At 65.5% G+C, this 22,612-nt stretch carries 25 protein-coding genes; all 25 read right to left on the bottom strand.

The window, feature by feature from the left end; genetic code table 11:
• Window positions 1-52: 52 nt before the first annotated feature.
• Entirely contained in the window at window positions 53-721 is a 669-nt protein-coding gene (locus U1839_RS04405; RefSeq protein ID WP_332802455.1) for a hypothetical protein, read from the bottom strand.
• Between the two features lie 310 nt (window positions 722-1,031).
• On the bottom strand, window positions 1,032-1,937 hold the full coding sequence (locus U1839_RS04400) for a metal-dependent hydrolase (protein WP_332802454.1): 906 nt from the start codon (window positions 1,935-1,937) through the stop codon (window positions 1,032-1,034).
• A gap of 52 nt (window positions 1,938-1,989) precedes the next feature.
• The gene (locus U1839_RS04395; protein ID WP_332802453.1) at window positions 1,990-2,148 is read right to left on the bottom strand and encodes a hypothetical protein; all 159 of its coding nucleotides are present in this window, start codon (window positions 2,146-2,148) and stop codon (window positions 1,990-1,992) included.
• A 336-nt stretch (window positions 2,149-2,484) separates the two neighbouring features.
• Entirely contained in the window at window positions 2,485-2,715 is a 231-nt protein-coding gene (locus U1839_RS04390) for a hypothetical protein (RefSeq protein ID WP_332802452.1), read from the bottom strand.
• A 7-nt stretch (window positions 2,716-2,722) separates the two neighbouring features.
• Window positions 2,723-2,878, bottom strand: a complete 156-nt coding sequence (gene ccoS / locus U1839_RS04385; protein WP_332802451.1) for a cbb3-type cytochrome oxidase assembly protein CcoS — start codon at window positions 2,876-2,878, stop codon at window positions 2,723-2,725.
• Window positions 2,875-5,019: a heavy metal translocating P-type ATPase gene (locus U1839_RS04380; protein WP_332802450.1), complete on the bottom strand. Its 2,145-nt coding sequence runs from the start codon at window positions 5,017-5,019 to the stop codon at window positions 2,875-2,877. Before U1839_RS04380 ends, ccoS begins: the two co-directional genes overlap by 4 nt.
• Window positions 5,016-5,474 carry a FixH family protein gene (locus U1839_RS04375; protein WP_332802449.1) on the bottom strand — a complete coding sequence of 153 codons (459 nt, stop codon included), beginning with the start codon at window positions 5,472-5,474 and terminating at the stop codon, window positions 5,016-5,018. Before U1839_RS04375 ends, U1839_RS04380 begins: the two co-directional genes overlap by 4 nt.
• Window position 5,475: 1 nt before the next feature.
• Complete coding sequence (gene ccoG / locus U1839_RS04370; protein WP_332802448.1) at window positions 5,476-6,978, bottom strand: cytochrome c oxidase accessory protein CcoG; 1,503 nt, start codon at window positions 6,976-6,978, stop codon at window positions 5,476-5,478.
• A 6-nt stretch (window positions 6,979-6,984) separates the two neighbouring features.
• Complete coding sequence (gene ccoP, locus U1839_RS04365; RefSeq protein ID WP_332802447.1) at window positions 6,985-7,911, bottom strand: cytochrome-c oxidase, cbb3-type subunit III; 927 nt, start codon at window positions 7,909-7,911, stop codon at window positions 6,985-6,987.
• Window positions 7,904-8,065, bottom strand: a complete 162-nt coding sequence (locus tag U1839_RS04360; protein WP_332802446.1) for a cbb3-type cytochrome c oxidase subunit 3 — start codon at window positions 8,063-8,065, stop codon at window positions 7,904-7,906. The genes ccoP and U1839_RS04360 overlap by 8 nt, the downstream gene beginning before the upstream one ends.
• On the bottom strand, window positions 8,062-8,796 hold the full coding sequence (gene ccoO / locus U1839_RS04355; RefSeq protein ID WP_332802445.1) for a cytochrome-c oxidase, cbb3-type subunit II: 735 nt from the start codon (window positions 8,794-8,796) through the stop codon (window positions 8,062-8,064). The genes U1839_RS04360 and ccoO overlap by 4 nt, the downstream gene beginning before the upstream one ends.
• Window positions 8,797-8,806: 10 nt before the next feature.
• Window positions 8,807-10,471: a cytochrome-c oxidase, cbb3-type subunit I gene (ccoN, locus tag U1839_RS04350; protein ID WP_443030565.1), complete on the bottom strand. Its 1,665-nt coding sequence runs from the start codon at window positions 10,469-10,471 to the stop codon at window positions 8,807-8,809.
• Between the two features lie 111 nt (window positions 10,472-10,582).
• Window positions 10,583-11,161 carry a TetR/AcrR family transcriptional regulator gene (locus tag U1839_RS04345; protein WP_332802444.1) on the bottom strand — a complete coding sequence of 193 codons (579 nt, stop codon included), beginning with the start codon at window positions 11,159-11,161 and terminating at the stop codon, window positions 10,583-10,585.
• 12 nt (window positions 11,162-11,173) lie between these two features.
• Window positions 11,174-12,868 (bottom strand): sulfatase-like hydrolase/transferase, encoded by a 1,695-nt coding sequence (locus U1839_RS04340; RefSeq protein WP_332802443.1) that lies wholly within the window; start codon window positions 12,866-12,868, stop codon window positions 11,174-11,176.
• Window positions 12,865-13,251: a hypothetical protein gene (locus U1839_RS04335; RefSeq protein WP_332802442.1), complete on the bottom strand. Its 387-nt coding sequence runs from the start codon at window positions 13,249-13,251 to the stop codon at window positions 12,865-12,867. Before U1839_RS04335 ends, U1839_RS04340 begins: the two co-directional genes overlap by 4 nt.
• Window positions 13,252-13,509: 258 nt before the next feature.
• The gene (locus U1839_RS04330; protein ID WP_332802441.1) at window positions 13,510-14,178 is read right to left on the bottom strand and encodes a 2-hydroxychromene-2-carboxylate isomerase; all 669 of its coding nucleotides are present in this window, start codon (window positions 14,176-14,178) and stop codon (window positions 13,510-13,512) included.
• On the bottom strand, window positions 14,175-14,588 hold the full coding sequence (locus U1839_RS04325) for a DUF1330 domain-containing protein (protein WP_332802440.1): 414 nt from the start codon (window positions 14,586-14,588) through the stop codon (window positions 14,175-14,177). The genes U1839_RS04330 and U1839_RS04325 overlap by 4 nt, the downstream gene beginning before the upstream one ends.
• Entirely contained in the window at window positions 14,585-15,502 is a 918-nt protein-coding gene (locus U1839_RS04320; RefSeq protein ID WP_332802439.1) for a haloalkane dehalogenase, read from the bottom strand. Before U1839_RS04320 ends, U1839_RS04325 begins: the two co-directional genes overlap by 4 nt.
• Window positions 15,503-15,559: 57 nt before the next feature.
• Window positions 15,560-16,471 (bottom strand): formylglycine-generating enzyme family protein, encoded by a 912-nt coding sequence (locus tag U1839_RS04315; RefSeq protein WP_332802438.1) that lies wholly within the window; start codon window positions 16,469-16,471, stop codon window positions 15,560-15,562.
• Window positions 16,472-16,501: 30 nt separating this feature from the next.
• Window positions 16,502-17,377 (bottom strand): RDD family protein, encoded by an 876-nt coding sequence (locus tag U1839_RS04310; RefSeq protein ID WP_281124516.1) that lies wholly within the window; start codon window positions 17,375-17,377, stop codon window positions 16,502-16,504.
• A complete protein-coding gene (locus U1839_RS04305; protein WP_332802437.1) occupies window positions 17,364-18,395 on the bottom strand; it encodes a stage II sporulation protein M in 1,032 nt (343 codons plus the stop codon). Before U1839_RS04305 ends, U1839_RS04310 begins: the two co-directional genes overlap by 14 nt.
• Window positions 18,392-19,702, bottom strand: coding sequence for a DUF58 domain-containing protein (locus tag U1839_RS04300; protein WP_332802436.1), 1,311 nt, complete (start codon window positions 19,700-19,702; stop codon window positions 18,392-18,394). Before U1839_RS04300 ends, U1839_RS04305 begins: the two co-directional genes overlap by 4 nt.
• Window positions 19,699-20,655 carry an AAA family ATPase gene (locus tag U1839_RS04295; RefSeq protein WP_332802435.1) on the bottom strand — a complete coding sequence of 319 codons (957 nt, stop codon included), beginning with the start codon at window positions 20,653-20,655 and terminating at the stop codon, window positions 19,699-19,701. The genes U1839_RS04300 and U1839_RS04295 overlap by 4 nt, the downstream gene beginning before the upstream one ends.
• On the bottom strand, window positions 20,652-21,860 hold the full coding sequence (locus tag U1839_RS04290) for a DUF4350 domain-containing protein (RefSeq protein WP_332802434.1): 1,209 nt from the start codon (window positions 21,858-21,860) through the stop codon (window positions 20,652-20,654). The genes U1839_RS04295 and U1839_RS04290 overlap by 4 nt, the downstream gene beginning before the upstream one ends.
• A complete protein-coding gene (locus U1839_RS04285) occupies window positions 21,857-22,555 on the bottom strand; it encodes a DUF4129 domain-containing protein (RefSeq protein ID WP_332802433.1) in 699 nt (232 codons plus the stop codon). Before U1839_RS04285 ends, U1839_RS04290 begins: the two co-directional genes overlap by 4 nt.
• Window positions 22,556-22,612 lie beyond the last annotated feature (57 nt).

Here is a 22,612-nt window from a genome sequence, read left to right as displayed (position 1 = left end):
GAAATAGCCCATATTTTAATGCGTATGATTTTAAAGCAATTTGCAAATAATCTTAAGTATCGTCGATTATTTCTTTGCTTTCACTCTCTTTCCACGCAAGGTCGAAGTTGTAGAGCAAGTCCACGGTCCATACGCGCATCGCAGACCAAACTTCATCCTTGCTCGGACTTGTATTCGGCCAGAAGATCGAAATGACCGCCGACACGGCGTTGCCCACCACAGGAACGGCGCGGACCAGCGTCTTGCAGGCTCGTTTGACCTTTCGGTTCGTCGAGCCCCATTTGAGATCGGTCAACACGGGCGTGGGTTTGGGCGCGCCACCGACATAATTGTTCTGCCGTGCCAGCGTGTCGCCATCGACCGGCCAATCCTTGGGTTGCGAGGCGGAAATCGCGATGCTCGACAGCGCGCGCCCGCACGTTTCACCCTTCCCGATGTAGAGCTTTTGCGTGTTTGGTATGCAGCTGTTCGGCCCGACATAGATGGCCGGTTTCGCATAGGCGGTGTCGAAATAACCGATCGCCCAGGTGCCAGCACCCGTCGAGAGCGACTGGATCCAATTGTCGATGTTGGTTTTTCCCGATCCGGTCACAGGCGTTTGCGCAAGATCCTTGACAGAGCTGGTGATCAAAACCTGCTTGTCGTGAAAATTCTCCGTCCCCCAGCAAGTAACAAATATCTCGTCATTGCCTGGGGCATCCCCCTCATTATCCGATGACACGCCGCTTATCCCCTGCTGCCCATGACAAAAGACAATCAATCCAACAGTGAAAAGCGTTCGTCAACGCCGCGGATAAGCAGTTCAACTGGTATTTATTTTGTGAATATGTGATATTTATATGGATATTTACAGTATTACCAGAAAGTCATTCCAGCCATTGTTTTCGACCGCGGACTTCACCGCGTTGTGGAACGATTGATTGATGGCGGGCAAAAGCGGGCACAGCGACAGATGGCCCGACCGATCCGGCGGGCCCGCAAATTCGGCCTATGAGGATAGGTCCCGGCCGATCGTCACCGGCAACGCAGGTTCAGGCGGCGAGCGCCTCGCGCGGCAGCACTGCCGCCGCATAATCGCTCTCGGCCAGCGCGATCAGCTTGCGGTCGTCATGGTTCCACGGATGGAAGCCGGGCAGGAAAAAAGCGAGCCAAGCGCCGAGAATCTTGCGCGCCATGCCGGGGCGGCCGAGCGTATACCACAGGATGCCGCGATGCGCGCGCCAGCCGGTGATGCCGTCCTGCCGCAGCAGTTCGAGCATGCCCTTGTAGCGCCCGGCGAAGAACTTCTGCGTCGTCGCCAGCATCACCACCGCCTTGACCGACCAGCGCCTGCGCCGCGTCCAGTCGCGCGTCGCGTGCAGCCAGGTGTCATAGGCAACACCCTTGTGCTCGATTTCCTCGGCGGCGTGCCAGCGCCACAGTGCGACGGCCTGGGGGTCGCCGCCGGCAAGGTGGCGCGGGTTGGCGATCAACTCATGCGCCAGCATCGCGGTGAAATGCTCGAGCGCCATCGTCGCGGCAAGGCTACCGATCGGCGGCTTGCCCTTGGTCAGCGCCAGCGCCTCGTCGATATGCCGTTCGAGCAGGGAAACGTCATAGCCCTGATCGGTGACATGGCGATTGAACGCGACATGCTCGCGCGTGTGGACGACTTCCTGCTTGATAAACGCCTGGATCTCGTCGCGCAGCCGTGGCGAGGTACCCTCACGAAACTGGCGAACACTGTCGATGAAGAACCCCTCGCCCTTGGGGAACGTGACCGACAACGCGTTGTAAAAGGCGGTCGCGAAAGGATCGTTATTGAGCCACCAGCGCCGCATCGGCACGCCGCGCCCGAAACGAAGGTCGCGTGGGGTGATGGTCAGATCGTCCGGCGTCGCTGCTTTCGCCACGAGAACCTCCAGAGGGGTGATACGGCAACTACCGCCAACGGCCATGAAGATAGGTTTACTGACACTAGTGTCAATAGGAAACCGCCATTCGTGGCGCTCAGACCTCGACGCGCGTCGCCCTCGCCACCTTCGCCTCGAACTCGCGCGCCACCTGGATATGGATTGCGCGCGCAATCTCCGTCGAAGCGTCGCGCGCCTGCCGCCGCGCGCGCGCCGCCCAGGCGATATATTGATCCTTGCTCGGCAATGTTCGCACGCGATCGCCTCCTTCGCCACGCCGGGCGGCCGAAAGCCGTAAACGCCTGCGGACGAGAGAGCGTCGCCACACTGGCCGGTGGCGACGCCCTCGAACGGTGAATCGGTGCCGTTGATCTCCAACCCCAACCCACAGCCTATCGCCGCGAGCGCGCAAACTGCCCCCAGTGCGCGAAACCCGACGCAGCGGTAATGCCAGCATCGCGTTACGGTTGAGCGTCGTGACTGTTACGAAACGATTGCGCCGCGCGGTCGGGCCCGTGGGTGCGGTCGATCTGGGACGCACGACAAAAAACTTGGCCGACACGCGCTGGCGCTGGGCCAATCAACCGCGACTTCAGTCGGTCTCGTCTTCGCTGAGCAGGTCGCCGTGTCGGCGACAGGTTGCGTGGCACCCGCCCTGGCAATCATGGCGGTTGTCGCGGTCAGGGCGACCTGGCAGTTCAACCAACAAACGGTGGCCGAAGCAGGTACCCACGACCAGCCAGTCGCTCGTCATCGGCAGCGCTTGCAGGCCGCCGGCAAAGGCGAAGCCGGCGCCACCGAGCAGCGCCGCCACGACCCGCATGGGCGATCTAACGGACATGTTCGTCGTCATCGTCGATCAGGATGCGCAGCGCTGCGCCATCGAGATCCTCGAACTGCGCCGAACGCATCGCCCAGAAGAACCCCGCGAGCCCGCCAAGGCCAAGCGCCAGCGCGATCGGGATGAGGAAGGCTACCCCGGTCATCGTGCCGCACCGCGCAGCCGCAGCGCATTGGCGACGACAAGCAGCGACGAGCCGGACATGGCCAGTGCGGCGATCAACGGCGTGACCATTCCGGCCATTGCGATCGGCACGGCGAGCAGATTGTAACCGATCGCCAGCGCGAAATTCTGCCGCACCACGGCCATCGTGCGGCGCGCGGCGACGATCGCCAGCGGCACCGGCATCAGCGCCTCACCGAGGAACACCGCATCGGCCGCCATCTGACCGACATCGCTGGCCGAGGCCGGCGCCATCGCGACATACGCACGGCGCAACGCCGGTCCGTCATTCAATCCATCACCGACCATAAGCACATGATGCCCGTCCTTATCCAGCGCAGCAACCGCGTCATGCTTGTCCGCCGGTGATAGTCGAGCGCGCCCGGGCATGCCGAGCGTCGCGGCGAGGCGGTCGACAACCACGGCGCTGTCGCCCGACACAAAGCTCGGCGCCAGGCCCAGCGCGGTGAGACGGTCGATCGCGTTGCGCGCATCGGGACGCGGCGTGTCGCTGAAGATGATATGATGTGCCGGCGCCGAGCCGACGCGGAACACCGCCTCGGTCGCGCTGGCGCCGCCGACGCCGGTTTCGCCGAGCACCCAGTCGGCCCGCCCGAGCCGCAGGCGCTCGTCGCCGAGCATTGCTTCGACTCCTAAACCGGGATGCTCGACTATGTCGGCAAGCGCTTCGCTTGCGACCGTGCCGTCCAGTGCGGCGGCAATCGCGCGGCTCAGCGGATGGCGGCTCGCCCGCGCAAGCGTTAGTATAATGCCACGCTCGGTGGCATCTTCCGGCAGCCCGCTGTCTGGTTGCAACCGGCCCAGCGTCACCGTCCCGGTCTTGTCGAGCAACACGCGATCGACCGTCGCCAGACGCTCCAGCGCCGAGCCATCCTTGATCAAGACGCCGGCGCGCAGCAGCGAACCCGCCGCAACGACCTGCGCGATCGGCACGGCGAGGCCGAGTGCGCAGGGGCAGGTGATGATCAGCACCGCCACCGCCGTCATCAGCGACGCATGGAGCCCCGCCCCGGCGAGCAGCCAGCCGACCAGCGTCAGGGCGGCCAGCGTGTGGACGGCGGGCGCATAGAGCCGCGAGGCGCGGTCGGCGATGCGGACATAGCGCGACTTGCCCTGCCCCGCGCTGTCCATGAGCCGCGCGATGTCGGCGATCGCGGTCGAGGCGCCGGTCGCGGTCGCACGCACCACGAGGGGCGCCGAGAGGTTGATCGTGCCGGCGAGCACGGCGGATCCGATCGTCACGCGCTCGGGCAGGCTCTCACCCGTCACCAGCGCGCGGTCGACGCTGCTGTCGCCCTGCTCGACCTTGCCGTCGACGCCGATGCGTTCGCCGGCGGCGACCAGCACGCGCATCCCCGGTGCCAGCTCTTCGGCCTGGCGGCGCTGCGTCGTGCCGTCGGGGAGCAGCACCAGCGAGTCGCGCGGCACGCGGCGCAGCAAGGCGGCGACGCCGTCGCGTGCGCGTGCGCGCATCACGCTGTCGAGCGCGCGGCCGGCGAGCAGGAAAAACAGCAGCATCACCGCGCCATCGAAATAGGCATGCGCGCCGCCAGTCGCGGTTTCGTACAGGCTCATCGCCGCGGTCAGCACCACGCCGATCGAGATCGGCACGTCCATGTTGGTCGTGCCATGGCTGAGCGCGCGCCACGCGCTGCGGAAGAACGGTCGCCCGGCATAGGCGATCGTCGGCAGCGCGATCAGCGCCGACAGCCAGTGAAACAGGATGCGCGTGCTGCCCTCGGCGCCCGACCAGATCGCGACGGACAGCAGCATGATGTTCATCGCCGCGAAGCCCGCCACTGCCAGCGCGAGCAACAGCGAACGGCTCTCGGCATCCCCCGCCGTCTCGACCTCACCGGCAAAGACATGCGCGCGGAAGCCCAGCGCGTCGATCGCGGCGCACAGCGCATCCTCATCGGGCGCGTCGAGATGCTCGACCGTTACCCGCCCCGCGCCGAAATTGACCCGTGCGGCAATCACGCCCGGCATCGCGCTGAGCGCGCCCTCGAGCTTTGCGATGCACCCGGCGCAGCGCAGCCCCTCGACCGCGAAGGTCGAGCGCACCGCCGCCTCACCCGGGCCGATCGGCGCGAGTGCCGTCATGAATGCACTTCGTCCGCAAAGCGCGCATGGTCGCCGCCCGAGCGCACGTCGATGCTGAGCAGCCAGCGCCCGGCGGGCAAGGCCTGTTCGCTGGCATAATGCCCTTCGCCACGGTCGTGCATCACGAGCGTCCGCGCCGGCACGCGACCAAGCGGATGGCTCGCCTCGATCGACACGCGGGCGCCTTCGATCGGTCGGCCCGCGCGCGCCAAAGCGAGCGTGACGGCACCGCCATCGCCCCTGCCCGGTGCGGCGCTCCACCCTTGCAGGCGCTGTGCGCGCGCTTCGGCCAGCCACCCATTATATTGCTGGCTGGCGACATAACTGTTGTCGACGACGGTCCCGCCAAAGGTACGGATCGCATCGCTCGCCATCAGCACATTCACCCCGATCACGACGGCGAAGAAGGCGCACATGATCGCGGTCATGTGCCAACCGGTGAAGCGTCGTGTCATCTCAATCGTCCTCCGGTCGTTCGAAATAGCTCGCGTCGCTGGATGACCCGCCCTCCGCATCGAGCGCACGCGCAGTGAAGCGCATCGGCACACGCTCCTCGCCATGGCCGCTCGCCACCACGAAGATCTGGACCGGCGCGACCTGGTCGGCATCGACGGCGATGCGCACGGTGCGCCCTGCATGGTCGCGCGCGCCGCCCTCCTGCCACATCACCCCGTCGATACCCGAAAGCGCGATCTCGAACTGACGCGGGCGCTCCTCCATGTTGCGGATCTTGACGATATAACCATTACGGATGCTGCCGTCGGACAGCCGCACCCATTGCGGGTTGCGGGCCTGGGTCACGCTCAGGTCGATCCGCGTCCGATTGCCGAGCGCGAACAGCATCGCCACGCCGATGCTCGCCCAGACGGTGAAATAGATGATCGTGCGCGGGCGCAACAGCCGGCGCAGCGCCGATAGCGGCTTCTCGCCACGGCTGGCGCGGCGCGCGTCGAGGTCGGTGGTGTAGCCGATCAGACGCGGCTCGCGGCCGACCTTTGCCATGATGTCGTCGCACGCGTCGATGCACAATGCACAGGTGATGCAGCCGATTTGTGGGCCCTCGCGGATATCGATCCCGGTAGGGCACACCGCGACGCAGGCGTTGCAGTCGATGCAATCGCCAACGCCGCCGACGGTCGCCGTTCCCGCTGCCATCGCCGCCAGATCGACGCCGCCACTCTTCGCCCCGGCTTCGGCGCGCTTGAGACCATGGCTGCGCGGTTCGCCGCGCCAGTACTTGTACGTCACGGTCAGCGACTGCTCGTCGAGCATCGCGCTCTGGATGCGTGGCCAGGGGCACATATAGATGCACACCTGCTCGCGCATCAGCCCGCCGAGCGTGAAGGTGGTGAAGGTCAGTACCCCGACCGTGGCATAGGCGACGAACGGCGCGGTCCCGCCGGCAAAGGCGCGGGCGAGCGTCGGCGCGTCGGCGAAATAGAAGATCCACGCGCCGCCGGTCAGCGCCGCGATCATCAGCCAGATGGCGAACTTGGTGCCGCGGCGCAGCACCTTGTTGACGCTCCATGGTGCCGCCTGAAGCCGCAACTGGGCGTTGCGATCACCGTCGATCAGGCGTTCGACATGCACGAAGAGGTCGGTCCACACCGTCTGTGGGCAGGCATAACCGCACCATGCCCGCCCGACCGCCGAGGTGACGAGGAACAGTCCGATCGCCGCCATGATCAGCAGGCCGGCGACATAATAGAATTCGTGCGGCCAGATCTCGATCGCGAACATGTAGAAGCGGCGATGGGCGAGGTCGACCAATACCGCCTGGTTGGGCGCATAGGGCCCACGATCCCAGCGCAGCCACGGGGTGAGGTAATAGATCACCAACGTGACGGCCATGATCGCCCATTTCAGCCGCCGGAACAGCCCATCCACGCTTTTGGGGAATATCTTGCGTCGCGCTTCGAAGAACTGCTCCGGCTCGATCAGGTCCTTGGGGTGGGTCATTGGTCGTTACGGCTTCGCGACCGGCGCAGCCGGCGCCGCTTCGGCAACCTTGGGCGGCGACGCTTCACCGCCACCGAGCGAATGGACATAGCTCGCCAGCATCTTGATCGTGATCGGGTCGAGCCGCTGGCCCCATGCCGGCATGATACCATAGCGCGCATTGGTGATGGTCTGCGTCAGCGTCTCGCTGCTGCCGCCGTAGAGCCAGATGTGATCGGTCAGGTTGGGCGCGCCGAGCGAGCGGTTGCCCTTGGCGTTGTCGCCGTGACACACCGCGCAATTGGCAGCGAACAGTGCAGCGCCGCGTTTCGCAGACGCGTCGGCCGGATCCTGGTGCGAGACGTATCGCACATAGGAGACCAGATCTCCGATCTCGGCCGGCTTCAGGATGCCGTCGCGCCCGAAGGCCGGCATCTGCGACATGCGCGTGGCGTCGTCACCTGGCTGACGCACGCCGTGGAGCAACGTCTGCTGGATCGTCGCGATATCGCCACCCCACAGCCAGTCGTCATCATTGAGATTGGGATAGCCCTTGCCGCCCGCCGCGCCCGAACCATGGCACTGCACGCAATAGACCTTGAACGCGGAGCGCCCGCCTTCGGACGCGGCGCGTTGCAAGGCCGGATTGCGCTCGATCGCCTCGATCGGCGTTTGCGCCAGCGCCGCCATTATCGGCGCCTTGCGCTGGCGGTCGGCGGCCAGTTCCTGTTCGAGCTGGCCGTGGCTCGACCAGCCGAGCGTGCCCGGCGTCGCGGCGCGCAGACCGGGGATCGCCGGATAGAGCACGCAATAGACGATCGCGAAGACGATCGTCGCGTAGAGGATATACAGCCACCAGCGCGGCATCGGGGTATCGAGTTCCTCGATACCATCCCATTCGTGTCCGACGGTCATCGTGCCGGTCGGATGGTCCAGGCGCTCGCCTTTAGCCATCGATCTGCTCCTCTTCGAAGATGCTGGTCGCGGCGCGATAATGGTCGCGCGACGCCTGGGGTCGGAAGGTCCAGCCGACGAATGCGAGGAAGGCGACCCCCATCAGGATCAGGCCCCAGCTGTCGGCAAAGGTGCGCAAGGTCTCGTAGATCACTTGGTCCGCTCCCGCGGCGCCGCCGCCTTGAAGTCGACCTGGGTGCCGAGCACCTGGAGATAGGCGATCAGCGCGTCCATCTCGGTGACGCGTGACGGGTCGCCGTCATAGTCGCGCGACGCGGCCTTGGGGTAACGTCGTGACAGATCGGCGGCATCGCCGTCGCTGCCGGCCTGCCCGGCAAGGTCCTTCGCGGCCTTGGTGATGTCCTCGGCGGTATAGGGCACACCGACATGACGCAGCGCCTTCAGATGGTCGCCGATATTGGCAACCTCGAGGTCGCGCTCGGCCAGGAAAGCGTAGGGCGGCATGATCGACTCCGGCACCACGGCGCGCGGGTCTTTCAGATGCTGGACATGCCATTCGTCCGAATAGCGGCCACCGACGCGCGCTAGGTCGGGTCCGGTGCGCTCGGATCCCCATTGGAACGGATGGTCGTACATGCTCTCCGCGGCGAGGCTGTAATGGCCGTAGCGTTCGACCTCGTCGCGGAACGGACGGATCATCTGGCTATGGCAGCCATAGCATCCCTCGCGGATGTAGATGTTGCGACCGGCCAGCTCGAGCGGCGTGTAGGGCCGGATGCCATCGACCTTGATGACCGTCGAGTCGATCCAGAACAGTGGCGCGATCTCGACGATGCCGCCGACGGCGACGACGAGGAAAGCCAGGACCGCCAGCAACGTGACGTTGCGTTCGATCGTCTTGTGGCGATGCAGGAAGGAAGCCATTGCGCGCTCCTCAGTTGGCGGTCGCGACGGCGAGCGGCATCACGGGCCGGTCGCGCTCGGGGTCGTAGGTGGTCGTGGCGAGCGGCGCTTCGGCGCGCAGCTTGCCGGCAATGGTCATGGCGACGTTCCAGACCATGAAGAGGGCGCCGACGAAGTAGAGCAGCCCCCCGCCGATGCGCATCACGTAGTAGGGATGCAGCGCGGCCACGACCTCGGCGAACGAATAAACCAGATAACCGTCCGACCCATATTCGCGCCACATCAGGCCCTGGGTGATCCCCGCCACCCACATCGAGGAGGCGTAGAGCACGATGCCGAGCGTGGCGCACCAGAAGTGCCAGTTGATCATGCGCAGCGAGTAGATCCGCTCACGACCCCACAGCCGCGGCGTCATGAAGTAGATCGCCCCGAAGGTGATCATGCCGTTCCAGCCGAGCGCGCCCGAATGGACATGGCCAATCGTCCAGTTGGTATAGTGGCTGAGCGAATTGACGCTCTTGATCGACATCACCGGGCCTTCGAAGGTCGACATGCCGTAAAAGGCGAGCGCGAAGACCATCATGCGGATGATCGGGTCGGTGCGGATCTTGTCCCACGCGCCGTTGAGCGTCATCAGGCCGTTGATCATGCCGCCCCAGCTCGGCATCCACAGCATCACCGAGAACACTTCGCCGAGCGTCTGCGCCCAGTCGGGCAGCGCGGTATAGTGGAGATGGTGCGGCCCGGCCCAGATGTAGAGGAAGATCAGCGACCAGAAGTGCACGATCGACAGCCGGTAGCTGTAGATCGGACGCTCGGCCTGTTTCGGCACGAAATAATACATCATGCCGAGGAAGCCGGCGGTCAGGAAGAAACCGACCGCGTTATGGCCATACCACCATTGGGTGAGCGCATCCTGCACGCCGGCAAAGGCGGAATAGGATTTCGAGCCCTCCCATGACACCGGCAGCGACAGGTTGTTGACCAGGTGCAGCATCGCCACCGTGATGATGAAACCGAGATAGAACCAGTTGGCGACATAGATGTGCGGCTCGGAGCGCTTCACGAGCGTGCCGACGAAAACGGCGAGATAACTGACCCAGACGATCGTCAGCCAGATGTCGACATACCATTCGGGCTCGGCATATTCGCGGCCTTCGGTCACACCCATCAGATAGCCAGTCGCGGCGAGCACGATGAACAGCTGATAGCCCCAGAAGACGAAGCGGGCGAGCGCCGGCGCGAACAGTCGGGCGCGGCAGGTGCGCTGCACGACATAGAAGCTCGTGCAGATCAGCGCGTTGCCGCCAAAGGCAAAGATCACCGCCGAGGTGTGCAGCGGCCGCAAGCGCCCGAAGGTCGAAAAGTCGTAGTGGAGATTGAGCAGCGGGAAGGCGAGCTGCGAGGCGATGACGATGCCGACCAGGAAGCCGACGACCCCCCAGAATACGGTGGCGATCACGCCCCAGCGAATGACGTCGTCATAATAGCGGCTCTGTACCACCGCCTTTGCCGCTGGCCCGGCCTTCGCCTTGCCGAATTGCCGTGCCGTCACGAAAACGGTCAGCAGCGCGGCTGCGGCACCGATCGCCATGTGCACGGCAAAAGCATGATCCACCGCCATGGCGGCCGCGACCGTGCAAGCGAGAAAAACGACGAACCAAAGTCCGCCGCGCAATGCAATATCGTCTTCCAACTAGCCCTCCCGCCAATCCCGTAGCGTCGGCGGGAGCTATCGTGTCGGCGGCCGTTATAACATATGCGTAGATACCCGTAACTCGGGCCGCGTCACGCTGTCGGGCGCCTCTTACCGGGCCGTGAAACGCTCCACCTGGCCGAGGACTACCGCACGTGCGTCATCGACCGACAGGGCCTGCTCGACCCGCAGGCGCTGCCATGCGGCGAAGCTTGCGACGAGGTCGAGCGTCTCGAAGGCAATCGTGTCGGCGGCGACCGTTTCCGGGATCAGCGAATGCAACCGCGCCCGCATCAGCGCCAGCATCCGCGTGTTCTCCGCCTCGATCGCGGGCGACATATGGCGATGTGCGTCGCCGGCGCGCTTGAACGGCAACAGGCGCTCATAGGTCGCGACGCGCCGCTCGACCGCCTCGCGCAAGCGGCCCTGCCAATCGGGCGCGGTGAAGGGCGCGGCCCAGCCGCCATAATATTTCGTCAGGCCTTCGAGCATGGCCGCATACAGCGTTTCCATGTCCTTGAACTGGCGGAACACCGTGCGCAGACCCACTTCCGCTCGCGTCGCAACCTGCTCGGCGCTCGGTGTGATCGCGCCTTCTTCGACCAGCGCCAGCATCGCCGCGACGATCTTGTCGCGACTGGTCCGTGATCGTTTGCGCCGTCCGTCTTCCGGCGCCATGTCTTCCTGCATCAAGTCCTGACCCTAATTCGCCCAGTAAATATAAGTCTCGCCGGCATGTGGTTTGGTGCCGAGCGGCCGGTCGATAGCGATCGGTGACCGGATTAGCGATGGCCAGGCGGGCTTAACGCTGTCTTTGTCATGTTGCGCGAGCAGCCCCGTCAAGCGCGCAACGACATCCGGGTGCTGTGATGCGACGTCCCGATGTTCTGTAGGGTCGGATTTCATGTCGTAGAGCAGCGAGGTGTGTGGAAGATCGAGCGCCTGCAGCTTCCAGTCGCCGTCGCGCACCACGCGATAGGCACCATCGCGCCAGAACAGCGTCTGGTGCGGCGTGCCCGTCGCATGCCCCTCGACCCATGGCATCAGGTCGACGCCGTCGATCGTCCGGTCGCGCGGCAATGTCACCCCCGCCGCGCGGCCGGCGGTCGCGAAGATGTCGAAATGGCTCACCGGCCCCGCAATCGCCATGCCGGGCTTGATCTGCGCCGGCCAGCGCATGAACAACGGCACCTTGACGCCGCCTTCGAAGAAGGTCGCCTTCCAGCCGCGATACGGTTTGTTGATGTCGGGCAGGCCGACATAATGCGCGCCGCCATTGTCGCTGGTAAAGATCACCAGCGTGTTCTGGTCGAGCCCCTCGGCCTTGAGCGAGGCCATGACCTTGCCCACACCGCGATCGAGCGCACGGATCATCGCCGCATAGACGCGGGTGCGGTGGTCCTTGATCTGCGGCAGCGCGTCGTAATCCGCCTTTGATGCCTGGAGCGGCGTGTGCGGTGCGTTATAGGCGAGGTACATGAAGAACGGACGGTTGCGATTGGCATGGATCGCGGTGGTCGCCTGATCGGTCAGGTAATCGGTCATGTAGCGATCGGGATGGAAGCGGTCGCTGCCGTTATACTGCACGCTGAACGGCAGGTTTGCCCACAGGAAGCGGTCGATCGGGTCGAAATCCTGTTTGGAATTTTCGACGTCGGGGCTGTCCTCCGGCAAGTACATCTGCCCGCCGATCATGAACCCCAGGCTCTCGTCGAAGCCATGCTGCTCGGGCCGCATCCCGCGACCTTCGCCGAGATGCCATTTGCCGAGATGCACCGTGTGATAGCCCTTGCCCTGCAGCAACTGGGCGATCGTGACCTCGTTGGCGGGAACGCCCTTCTCGATCGTCGTCGCGGGCTGGCGCGCCGCGTCCTCGTCGAAGATTGTCTTGTGCTCCCACTCGGTGGGGAAATTGGCGATGTTGCGCGCGAAGCGAACCTCGGGGCGGATCAGGCTGGTCGGGAACCATGCCGGTGGATGCGTTTCGGCCGGGGTGTATTCGTAACCGAACCGCGTCGGATAACGACCGGTCATCAGCGCCGCGCGGCTCGGTGCGCAGGTAGCGTTGCCGGCATAGCCGTCAGCGAAGCTCACGCCCTCATGCCCGATCGCATCGATATTGGGCGTTTTGAGCAAACCGCCGGCGACGCCGCCGCCGTTGAAGCTGATATCGTTGTAGCCGAGATCGTCGCCAACGATCAGGATGATGTTGGGCGGTCGCTGCGCCACCGAAAGCGCCGCGGTTGCCGGCCCCTGCTGCCAGGTAACCGGGTGGTTGGGATAGATGTGCGGCCCGAGCCAGCCCGGCATGTGCAGCAGCACATAGTCCTTCGAGAGATAGATTCCGCCCGCGAGCAGCGCGACCGTGCCGAGCGTGACCTTGATCCAGCGCTTCATGACCGCGGCACCGCGGCAAAGCTGCGCCAGCCCAGGGCAAGGATCGCGATCATGCCGGCCTCGGCCAGCATCGGCGGATAGGCGGTGCTCGCCGCACCATCGAGTAGCAGCGAAAGCGCGCGTCCGCTGATCGCAACGCCGAGCAGGATCATCGGGACGAGCAAGGGCGCGCGCCATGTCCGCCACGCGCCGATCAGCGCAAAGACCGCGCCGGTGACGAAGAAGGCGGTGAAGTCGGCGCGGATCGTCGCCATGCCCTGCGACCCGATCGGGGTAAGGAAGAAGCGCTGCGCACCGGCCGCCGGGTCGAGCAGGAAGCTCATCCCAAGGGCGAAATTGAACAATCCGACCAGCGCGACCACGCCGCGCATCACCTGTGTCATGACTTCCCGCTCCTCTGTTTCGCCAAAGCCTAGCACCAACGCGGCCGGGCGCAATTATTTCGGCATTGCCAATGCCATATTATAACGGCATCCTGCGGGCGAGGGAGATGACGCATGCGGACGCGGGGCCATTCCCGTAGCGGCCGCATTCATCATCGGCGTGGCGCCGCTCTCGGGGGGGAATGGTGCCGCGCAGCTCGATCGGACCTTCGCTTCGTGCAGCGGCCCGACCACGAGCGCCCTCGGCACCCCCCTGCGTCACGCCGCCGCTTCGGTCACGCGCCGTTGCAGCCCGCGCTGCTCCAGTCGCCAGACCAACTGGTCGAAGCGATCCTGCCCGAAAAACGGCTCGCCCTCGAACACCATCAGCGGCACGCCATAATGCCCGCCGAGCCGCTGCGCCGCCTGGTTGGCCTCGATCTTCGCAACATAGCCCGCCTCGTCGGCGGCGATCGCCGCATCGAGTTCCGCCAGATCGAGACCGGCACGCGCCGCTGCGCGATCGAGATGGTCGCCGAGATGCCAGTCGGTCACCGAACCGCCCCAGATGATCCGGCTCACTTCGTCTAGAAACGCCAGTCCCCGCCCCCGCTCCGTCGCCGCGACGCCGAGATGCGTCAGGCGGTGGATATAGGGCTGTTCCTTGGGATAGGTGCGCGTCGCATAATCCATTACCACCGGATCGGGCGATGCCCAGCGGAACGGCAGGCCGACAAATTCGGCGCTGCGCCCGATATCGCGCATGAAATAGCTCAGCCACAGCGGATCGTTGCTGGTGAAGAAATCGGGCTGCCGCACCGCGATCGGATAGACCGGGCAGACATTGACCCGCACATCGTAGATCCGCTCGAGCGCCACCAGCCGCGGCGTCACGAGATAGGAATATGGCGAGCGAAACGACCAATAGAGGTCATAGGTCAACGTCATGCCGCGGGCACCTTGGTCCGGATGTTGAGCTGACCGGCCAGTCCGGCAATGCGGTGCTTTTCGATCGCCTGATAGGCCGGCGACTGGACCATCGCCATCATCGCCGCGCGCGATGGATATTGCGCCAGCGCCACCATGTCCCAGAGTTCGTCACTCTCGCCCAGCATCAATTCCGTCACCGCGCCCGCAAAGACCGCGGCGCCGCCGACGGATTCGAGACACGCCCGCACCGCAGCACCATAGCGCGCATAGGCCTCGCGCCCGGAAAGTTCGGGCTCGCTGCCATCGGGATATTCGGCCTTGTCCTTGAACTTGAGCAGGTTGACCATGACGAACGGGCCATCCTCGGCACCGCTGAAAAAAGCGGCGATCTGCTCCGGCTTGGGGAAAACGGCGTTGGTAATGTTCATGGTCTGGCTCCGGTGTCAGCGCGGATGAATTCGTCGATCAGCGCGCAGAGCTCGTCCGGCGCATCTTCTTGCAAGAAATGCCCTGCGCCCGCGATGATGCGGTGCGGCTGCCCCCGCGCGCCCGGCACGCGATCGATAAAGGGCTTTTCCCCACCGCGCGTGATGGGGTCCTGATCGCTGAAGGCGGTCAGAACGGGCTTGTCGAAACCTTCCAGCACCGCCCAGGCCGCGCGATTCTCGGCTACCGAGGCATGGTCGGGCGTGATCGGCACGAGCGTCGGGAACTGCCGTGCGCCCTCCTTGTAGCTTTCGTCGGGAAAGGGCGCGTCATAGGCAGCGATTTCGGCCGGGGTGAGCTCGCGCGATGTGCCGCCATTGACGATCGCGCCGGCGGGAAATTGTGGCACATTCTGGCTGAAGTTCAGCCAGGCGTTGAACCCTTCCGAAAAGCCGGTGCCGACCGGCAATCCCGTGTTGGCAATCACCAGCCGCGCGAAGCGGTCGGGATAGGCCGCGACGAGACGCAGGCCGATCAACCCGCCCCAATCCTGGCAGAACAGCGTGATATGGCGCAGGTTGAGCGCCGCGAGCCATGCGCTCATCCAGGCGACGTGCCGCTCATAGCTGTAATCGGTTCGCGCCGCCGGCTTGTCCGATTTCCCGAAACCGACGAGATCGGGCGCAACGACGCGGTGGCCCTTGGCGACGAGCGCGGGGATGAACCTGCGATAGAGGTAGGACCAGCTCGGCTCGCCGTGCAACAGCAGCACCGGCGGCGCGTCGCGCAGCCCCTCATCGATATAGTGGATCCGCAGATCGGTGCCGTCGGCGTCGGTGACGGTGAGGTAATGCGGCGTGAAGGGATAATCATCCAGGCCGGCAAAGCGCTGCTCGGGCGTGCGCAAGACCTCCATTCGACTCCTTCCCGCGACATTTATTGGCACGCATAGTGCCATAATATCACGATGGCGTCAATGTCGCGTCGCTGCCGCCTGGTCACTGACCAGCCGCACCCCGATATGATCGGTGCCAAGCCCGCGCTCCTCGAACTGCCGCGCGGCCGGACGATAGCGCGCGCAATAATTGCCGGCACAGAGATAGGAACCGCCCTTGATCACGCGGTCCTCGCTACCGGGGCGCGCCCGCTCGCTGGTCCATTCCCAGACATTGCCGATCATGTCGTACAACCCGAAAGCGTTGGGCTTGAAGCAGCCCACGGGCGCGCGACCGCGATAACCGTCCAACCCCAGGTCGCGCACGGGAAACACGCCCTGATAATAATTGGCCTGCGGCACGCCATGTTCGTCGACCGGCTCGGGCAACGCCTTTTGCCCGGCAAGCGCGGCATATTCCCACTCGGCCTCGCTCGGCAGCCGCTTTCCCGCCCAGCGGGCATAGGCCTCCGCATCCTCATAAGCGAGCTGGACGACGGGTTCCTGGCCGTGACCCGCGATCGTCTCGCGCGGTCCCGAGGGATGTCGCCACTGCGCCCCGATCTTCCAGCGCCACCAACGCGGATCATCCCGGCTCGGCACCGCGAACACCGCCGAACCAGGCACGCGCATTTCCTCCGGCATCTCCGGCGTTACCGGGGGCGCACGCTCGGCCATTGTCCTGTAGCCCGTCGCCGCTACGAACCGCGCAAACTCGTCGTTGGTCAGTTCGTGCGTGTCGATCCAGAACGGCTTGACGGTCACCAGCCGCGGCGGGCCTTCCTCGGGATAATGCGGATCGTCGCCCATCGTGAAGCTGCCGCCGGGAAGATGCACCATCGGCGCGTCATGCAACGCGGCGCAGCGCGGACCGGCCGGCTGAGGAGCCTGTGCGGAACAGGCCGACAGGACGGCAGCGAGCATCAACGATCCCAGCCCACGGATGATCATGATGCCGCGCCTTTCCGCCGATCAGGCCCGTCAGCGAGCAGCGCCAGCATGTTTGTTCTCGCGTCGGCGACCGACCATCAGGCCGCGCTCCAGTCGGACACATAGGGCCGCATAATAGTCCGAAAGGAACTCGAAATCGCGACCATCGTCAGGCAGGCCGGCCTTGTTGCGGATCGACCAGGCGACCGTGGCGATGGCATCCTCGCGGCCGCCACGCAGCACATCTTCGAGCGTCTGCAATTCGTAGACGCCGTAAAGGTCGAGCGCGGCATCGGGAAATATCCGGCGCTGGCGCTCGACCGGCGCGACCAGATCCGCGCCAAGCTTGGTGACGCCGCTGCGCACCACCCAGGTACCGGCGATCATGTCGCCGATGCGCAGCCGGTCGCGATTGAACAGCGGAAAGAACAGGAAGATTCCGCTCCACGACAGCGCGAAGATCACCAGAAACGCATCGGCGACGCCTTCGACCGCTTGCGCGAACAGGAACGACAGCGGGAGGAATATCTCGATCTCGCGCATCGCATTGCGTGCGATCACCGCGCCACCGGTAAGGCGTGCGCCGTCGCGCGCAACGACGCGAAGCCCCATGGCCCGCTTGCCCGGTGTGGCGCCGCGGCCGCCCATTTCGAACAGCGTGAACCAGCCGTTGCGCAGCACGAAAAAGCCGAGCAGCCAGACGATCGCCAGCAGGCCCGATTGCGACGCAGCGAACAACATGATGATGATAATCGTCGCGACGACGAGAACCGCGATGATGATCATCGCGTCGATCATGAACGCCGCCGCGCGTGTACCGGCACTGCCCAATTCGAGTTGGAGATCGACGCCCTCCGGCGTGACGAAGCTGCGCCGCAACGACGCCGGGCCCTTCGGCTTGTCGCGGTTGCGCCTAAACCAGGCCATCGGATTTCCGTGGCAGATAGAAATAGACCAACCAGCCGGCCAGCATGGTCAGGCCGATCGCGTAGCGCGTCGCGGTGTCGTCGACCACCTGACGTCCGATCCCTTCCAGCATGCCGGCGACCATCAGCATCACAACCGCGCCCGCCATGACGGTCGCTGCCTGACGCCCCGCGCGGGTAGCCGAATCGCCGCGCGTCTCGCGCCCGGGAAAGGCGATCGCAGTGCCGATGCGCATCCCTGCGGCCCCCGACAGGATGATCGAGAAGATCTCGGTCGTGCCGTGGATCGTCAGCCAGCCGATGAATTCCCCGCCCAGCCCCTTGGCATCGAACACAGCGATCATCGCGCCCATCATCAGACCATTGTACAGGATCAGCAATACCGTCGGCACGGCGAAGGCGAAACCGAGCGCAAAGGCGAAGATCGCGATCTGCGCATTGTGGGTGAAGAGAAAGGCGGCAAACACCGCCAGCCCGTCTTCCTTGCCCTGGGGGTGGCCATGCATCGTCGCGCGCAGCGCCTCGACCGATGCCGATGGGTCGCGCCCCTGCGACATGCTTCCGGGGATGAGCGTATAATAGCTGCTCGGATCGTGCCGCACCATGAGATAGGCCGCCAGCGCACCCGCGAAGGTCAGCAGGAAGGCAACGAGCGTCTCCTTCCATAACGACTGAACCGCGACCGGCCAGCCGCGCGCAAAGAAGCCGCCGATCTGCCGCAGCGCCGAATTCTGTACACCGTAAATCTGGAAATAAGCCCGCGTGCAGAGCTGTTCGAGATAGCCGACCAGCGCACGATCGAGCGACGTCTGTCGCGCGACCGACAGCGACGACAGGGTCGTGCGATAGAGCAAGGGCAGCGCCAGCAGATCGTCGTCGCTGAGCGCGCCGATCGATCGCTTCTCCATCCGCGTGATCAGCCTGTCGAGGCGTCGCCACTCATCTTCATGCGCGGCGCGGAAGCGGCTGGCATTGACCAGCACCGGCTGCGCGTCGACGAACGGCGTGGCGGCGTTCACAACAGGTTCCTCCGCTTGAGGTCGACATAACCGGCAACCAGGGTCTCGCCGACCTTGTCATAGGCGCTTTCGATGACATGCACGCCGAGGTGCTGCAACCGCGCCAAAGCGAGCCGCCGGTCCCTGAGCAGCGCGGCGGCGGTGACGGCGCGGGTCACGTCGTCGGGCGTCTCGGGCATGCGGTCGGCGATTGCCTCGACCTCCTCGTCGCGCAGCACGACGACGAGCAGCAGATGCTTCTCGACGATCCGCGCCGCCGCACGGACCATGAAATCGGCCGAGGTCAGGTCGGTAAATTCGGTGAACAGCACGATCATCGAACGCCGGGTCAGCTTGGTGGCGAGCGTCGTCAGCGCGAAGGTATAATTGGTCTCCTCGGTCGAATAATCGATCGCCGCCGCCAGCCGCTGCAACTCGGCAAAGGCGGGCACGCCGGAAACCAGCCCCGAGGCAATGCGCGGCCGCGAATCGAACACGTTGAGCGCGACGCGATCACCCAGTTTGAGCGCCACCCAGGCCGTCAGCAGCACCGCCGAGACAGCACGATCGACCCGCGGCAAGCCGCCGACGGGCTCGGACATCTGCCGCCCGGCATCGACGGCGAAGACGATCTGGTTGTTGCGCTCGGTGCGATACTCCTTGGCGTGGAGCTTGAAATGGCGGGCCGACTGCTTCCAGTCGATCGCACGCCGGTCCATGCCCGAGCGAAATTCGACCAGCGCCTCGAAATCGGCGCCATCGCCGCGGTCAGCCTGCGCGATCAACCCGTTGACGGCGAAGCGCTGGAAAATCTGGGCACCGCGCTCGCGCACCGGGCGAACATCGGGCACGATCGCAAAGCTGCTGTCGATCTGCATGCGTTGCTGCTTCCACACCAGCCCGAGCGGCCCGCGCCAGCGCAGCCACACCGCCTCGAACCGCGCCAGGCCGCGCCGCAGCGCGACGAGCGGCATCAACGCAGCGCCCTCCCCGCCTTGCAGCGGGATCCACAACCGGCCGTCATCCTCGATCCCGAGCAGCGCATTGCCGGCGAGCGCAACTTGCGCCGCCTGCGGTGGGCCCGCGCCGCGCACGCGGACGGTGATCCTGGCATCGACCGTCGCGCCGACGCTGGCGCTGGGGATCGGCGACAGCACAGCCTCACCCTTGCGCGCGCCGCTCAGCGCATCGACGATCGTCAGCAGCAGCACCGCGACGGGCCAGGCGAGACCGGCATACCAGCGCGCCGGCAGCAACACGCCGATCAGCAAGGCGACGGGTGCCCCCGCCGCCGCCGCCAGCACTGCCGAGCGCGTCGGATAGATCAACGCGGCGCCTCGATCGTCTCGATGATCGACGCGACGACATCCTCGATCACGCGCCCGTCGATTTCGGCCGCCGGCGACAGGATCAGCCGGTGCCGTAGCAACGCCGGCGCCAGCGCCTTGACGTCGTCGGGGATGACGAAGTTGCGGCCGTCGATCGCCGCGCGTGCGCGCGCCGCGCCGGCGAGCATCGCGCCGGCACGCGGGGAAGCGCCGCTTTCGAGGTCGGCGACGTTGCGCGTGCCGCGGATCAGCGCCGCAATATAGTCGATCACCTCGTCAACCAGCGCGACCGAGGCAACGGCGTCGACCGCCTCGCCGATCGACACGGCATCGGCGCGTTTGCCGACGCCCCACTCCTCCGGCGACATCGCCGCCTGGCGCGCGCCGTGTGTGGCGATGATCTTGCGCTCCTCCTCGGCCGACGGATAATCGACATTGTGCTTGAAAAGGAAGCGGTCGAGCTGCGCCTCTGGCAGCGGATAGACACCCTGCTGCTCGATCGGGTTCTGCGTCGCCACCACCATGAAACGGTCGCCGAGCGGCAGGCTCTCGCCGTCGATCGTCACGGTCCGTTCCTGCATCGCCTCGAGCAACGCCGCCTGCGTTTTGGGCGGCGTGCGATTGATCTCGTCGGCCAGCAGCAAATCGGTGAAGATCGGGCCGCGCGTCAGCGAGAAGGTCGAGGTCTGGAAGTTGAACAGATTGGCACCGATGATGTCGCCCGGCATCAGGTCCGGCGTGAACTGGATGCGCCCGAACTTCAGCCCCACGGCGTGGGCGAAGCTATGGGCGATCAGCGTCTTGGCCGTGCCCGGCGGGCCTTCGAGCAGGATATGGCCACCCGCGAACAGCGCGACCAGCATCATCTCGACGGTTGCTTCCTGCCCGACGACCGCCTTGCCGACCTCATCGCGGATCGCATCCGCCAGCGCCTTGACCTCTTCGACCGTCACGCATTCTTCTCCCATTGCCAGCGATGCAGCGCCTGCGCCGCGTCGAGTACCTCGCGCCGATCGCGCGCATCTCGCGCGGCCCCGGCCAGATCCGTGAACTTCGCGCCCCGTCCAAGCCGGTCGAGATAGGCGTCGATCGCGCTGTCGCGCAGACGCGCCGGGACACCGAACACGATCGCCGCGCGCTCCCGCACGACATCGGCATAGCGACCACCCAGCGTCTTCTCGCGCCGCGCGCGCCGCACCAACGCCGCCGCATTGTCGATCAGCGCGGCCTTGCCGAAGGCGATGGCGCGCGGGCGGCGACGCGGCGCGCCGAACTGGCCGAACGCCTGCCAACCGGCGAGCAGCAGCGCCGCGACGATCGCCAGCGTCATTGGCAGGAAGGGCGGCTGGAACATCAGCTTGAGCGGGTTCGGTGCACGACCGAGTCCGTTCAGCGTCACGTCGAAGTCGATCTCGGTCGCATCGGCAGGGCTCATATAGTCGAGCAAGGCCAATGCCGCTCTTGCCTGACCGGCGTCGGCCAATCCGCGATTGTTGAGCAGATCGGGATCAGCGAGAAAATAAAGTTGACCGATCCGTCCGAACACCACGCCGCCCTGTTCATCGGTGATGATCGGAATCACCCCGGCGCCGGTCAGCGTTTGCAGCGGTTGCGGCGCCTTGAAAGCCAGGTCGGGTCCGCCCTCTGTGGTCACATGGAGCGCCACGCCACCGCTGCGGCGCTGCGTGAAGGTGAGTTTGGTGTCTGGCGCCAGCACACCCTCGGGTTCGGACGGCGGATCCAGCCCGATATAGCGTACCCAGCCGGGGTGCGCCGGGTCCTGTATCGTCAACCATTTGGGAAAGACGATGAGCGTCGGCTTGCCCTTGCGCGTGGCCAGCACGTCGCCCATCGGCGTCGAGGCAAATTCGGGTGTCAGCACGACGAGCGCGTCGCCACTCAGGCGCTTGTCGTCGCGAATGACGGTCGGGTTGCGCCCGGTATCCTGTGCCAGCCGAACGATCCCGCTAAACCCGATCGCCGCGTTGGACAGCGCATGGCCGCGAGCATCGTTGCCCGAGCGGAAATCGGGCGCATAGGCGCCCAGCAGGAGCGTCGCGGCGAAACCGAGAATGCCGATCGCCAGCATGATCGCGACCGTACGCGCCCGGAACGCGCCCGCGCCGCTGGACGTGCCGCTGACGACGAGGTCGCTCATGCGCGCCACGTCCGCGGCAGCGCGAAATCGGCATAGGCGGCGCGCGCGCCGGTCCAGTCCTCGACACTGACCGGCCGGCCACCGAACAGGCTGCGCTCGACCAGCCGCGCGATCCGCGCGAACAGATCGCGCGCCGGTGCCGGCACGGCATCCGCGGCGGCCAGTTCGCGGCTCGTCAGAGCCGGCCGAACGAGGCGCGGACGACGGCGTGCGATATCCTCGATCGAACGGAACAGCAGATGATGTACCGCTTCGGCGTAGCGCCCGTCGGCGGCGAGCAGATCGGCTTCCTCGAGCCAGGCGCGCACCGGTGCCGCATCGGGCGCCCAGGCTTCTTCTTCCGGCTCGGCCGACGCCGCCACGACACGGCGCCGCCGCGGCAGGCGCCATTGTCCTTCGCGCAGGCGCACGACGATGACCCACAACAGGGTCGCCGCGAGGATCGCGAGCAAAGCCCATAGCAACGCCCGCGCGACGGGTGCGTCAGGCATGAAGCTGGCGATCCAGCTGAAAAACCGACCGATCGGCCCATAAGCGAGCCAATGGAAGAAGCTTTCGAGCCAGGCCGGCGGCGGCGCGGGCGGCTTTACCGGTTGCATGGTGAACTGAATCGACGGGTCCGCCCGAAGCGCACGATGCGCCGCAGCGAAACGATCGGCGGCGATGGCCGCCTGATGCTCAGTTTCCCCGCTCACTCATGCCCCCGGTGACGCAAGCTGTCCCGATCGCAAGGGTTTAGAGCATGTCGTGAA

This window comes from Parasphingomonas halimpatiens, from assembly GCF_036663795.1.
Lineage (GTDB): Bacteria > Pseudomonadota > Alphaproteobacteria > Sphingomonadales > Sphingomonadaceae > Sphingomonas.
This window is presented reverse-complemented; position numbering and strand designations above follow the sequence as displayed.

Bases quoted from the DNA above. Each gene is read 5' to 3' on its own strand.
- U1839_RS04400 (WP_332802454.1), bottom strand. From the start codon at position 1,937: ATGGCCGTTGGCGGTAGTTGCCGTATCACCCCTCTGGAGGTTCTCGTG.
- U1839_RS04390 (WP_332802452.1), bottom strand. From the start codon at position 2,715: ATGCGGGTCGTGGCGGCGCTGCTCGGTGGCGCCGGCTTCGCCTTTGCC.
- ccoS (WP_332802451.1), bottom strand. From the start codon at position 2,878: ATGACCGGGGTAGCCTTCCTCATCCCGATCGCGCTGGCGCTTGGCCTT.
- U1839_RS04380 (WP_332802450.1), bottom strand. From the start codon at position 5,019: ATGACGGCACTCGCGCCGATCGGCCCGGGTGAGGCGGCGGTGCGCTCG.
- U1839_RS04375 (WP_332802449.1), bottom strand. From the start codon at position 5,474: ATGACACGACGCTTCACCGGTTGGCACATGACCGCGATCATGTGCGCC.
- ccoG (WP_332802448.1), bottom strand. From the start codon at position 6,978: ATGACCCACCCCAAGGACCTGATCGAGCCGGAGCAGTTCTTCGAAGCG.
- ccoP (WP_332802447.1), bottom strand. From the start codon at position 7,911: ATGGCTAAAGGCGAGCGCCTGGACCATCCGACCGGCACGATGACCGTC.
- ccoO (WP_332802445.1), bottom strand. From the start codon at position 8,796: ATGGCTTCCTTCCTGCATCGCCACAAGACGATCGAACGCAACGTCACG.
- U1839_RS04345 (WP_332802444.1), bottom strand. From the start codon at position 11,161: ATGCAGGAAGACATGGCGCCGGAAGACGGACGGCGCAAACGATCACGG.
- U1839_RS04340 (WP_332802443.1), bottom strand. From the start codon at position 12,868: ATGAAGCGCTGGATCAAGGTCACGCTCGGCACGGTCGCGCTGCTCGCG.
- U1839_RS04335 (WP_332802442.1), bottom strand. From the start codon at position 13,251: ATGACACAGGTGATGCGCGGCGTGGTCGCGCTGGTCGGATTGTTCAAT.
- U1839_RS04330 (WP_332802441.1), bottom strand. From the start codon at position 14,178: ATGACGTTGACCTATGACCTCTATTGGTCGTTTCGCTCGCCATATTCC.
- U1839_RS04325 (WP_332802440.1), bottom strand. From the start codon at position 14,588: ATGAACATTACCAACGCCGTTTTCCCCAAGCCGGAGCAGATCGCCGCT.
- U1839_RS04320 (WP_332802439.1), bottom strand. From the start codon at position 15,502: ATGGAGGTCTTGCGCACGCCCGAGCAGCGCTTTGCCGGCCTGGATGAT.
- U1839_RS04315 (WP_332802438.1), bottom strand. From the start codon at position 16,471: ATGATCATCCGTGGGCTGGGATCGTTGATGCTCGCTGCCGTCCTGTCG.
- U1839_RS04310 (WP_281124516.1), bottom strand. From the start codon at position 17,377: ATGGCCTGGTTTAGGCGCAACCGCGACAAGCCGAAGGGCCCGGCGTCG.
- U1839_RS04290 (WP_332802434.1), bottom strand. From the start codon at position 21,860: ATGAGCGACCTCGTCGTCAGCGGCACGTCCAGCGGCGCGGGCGCGTTC.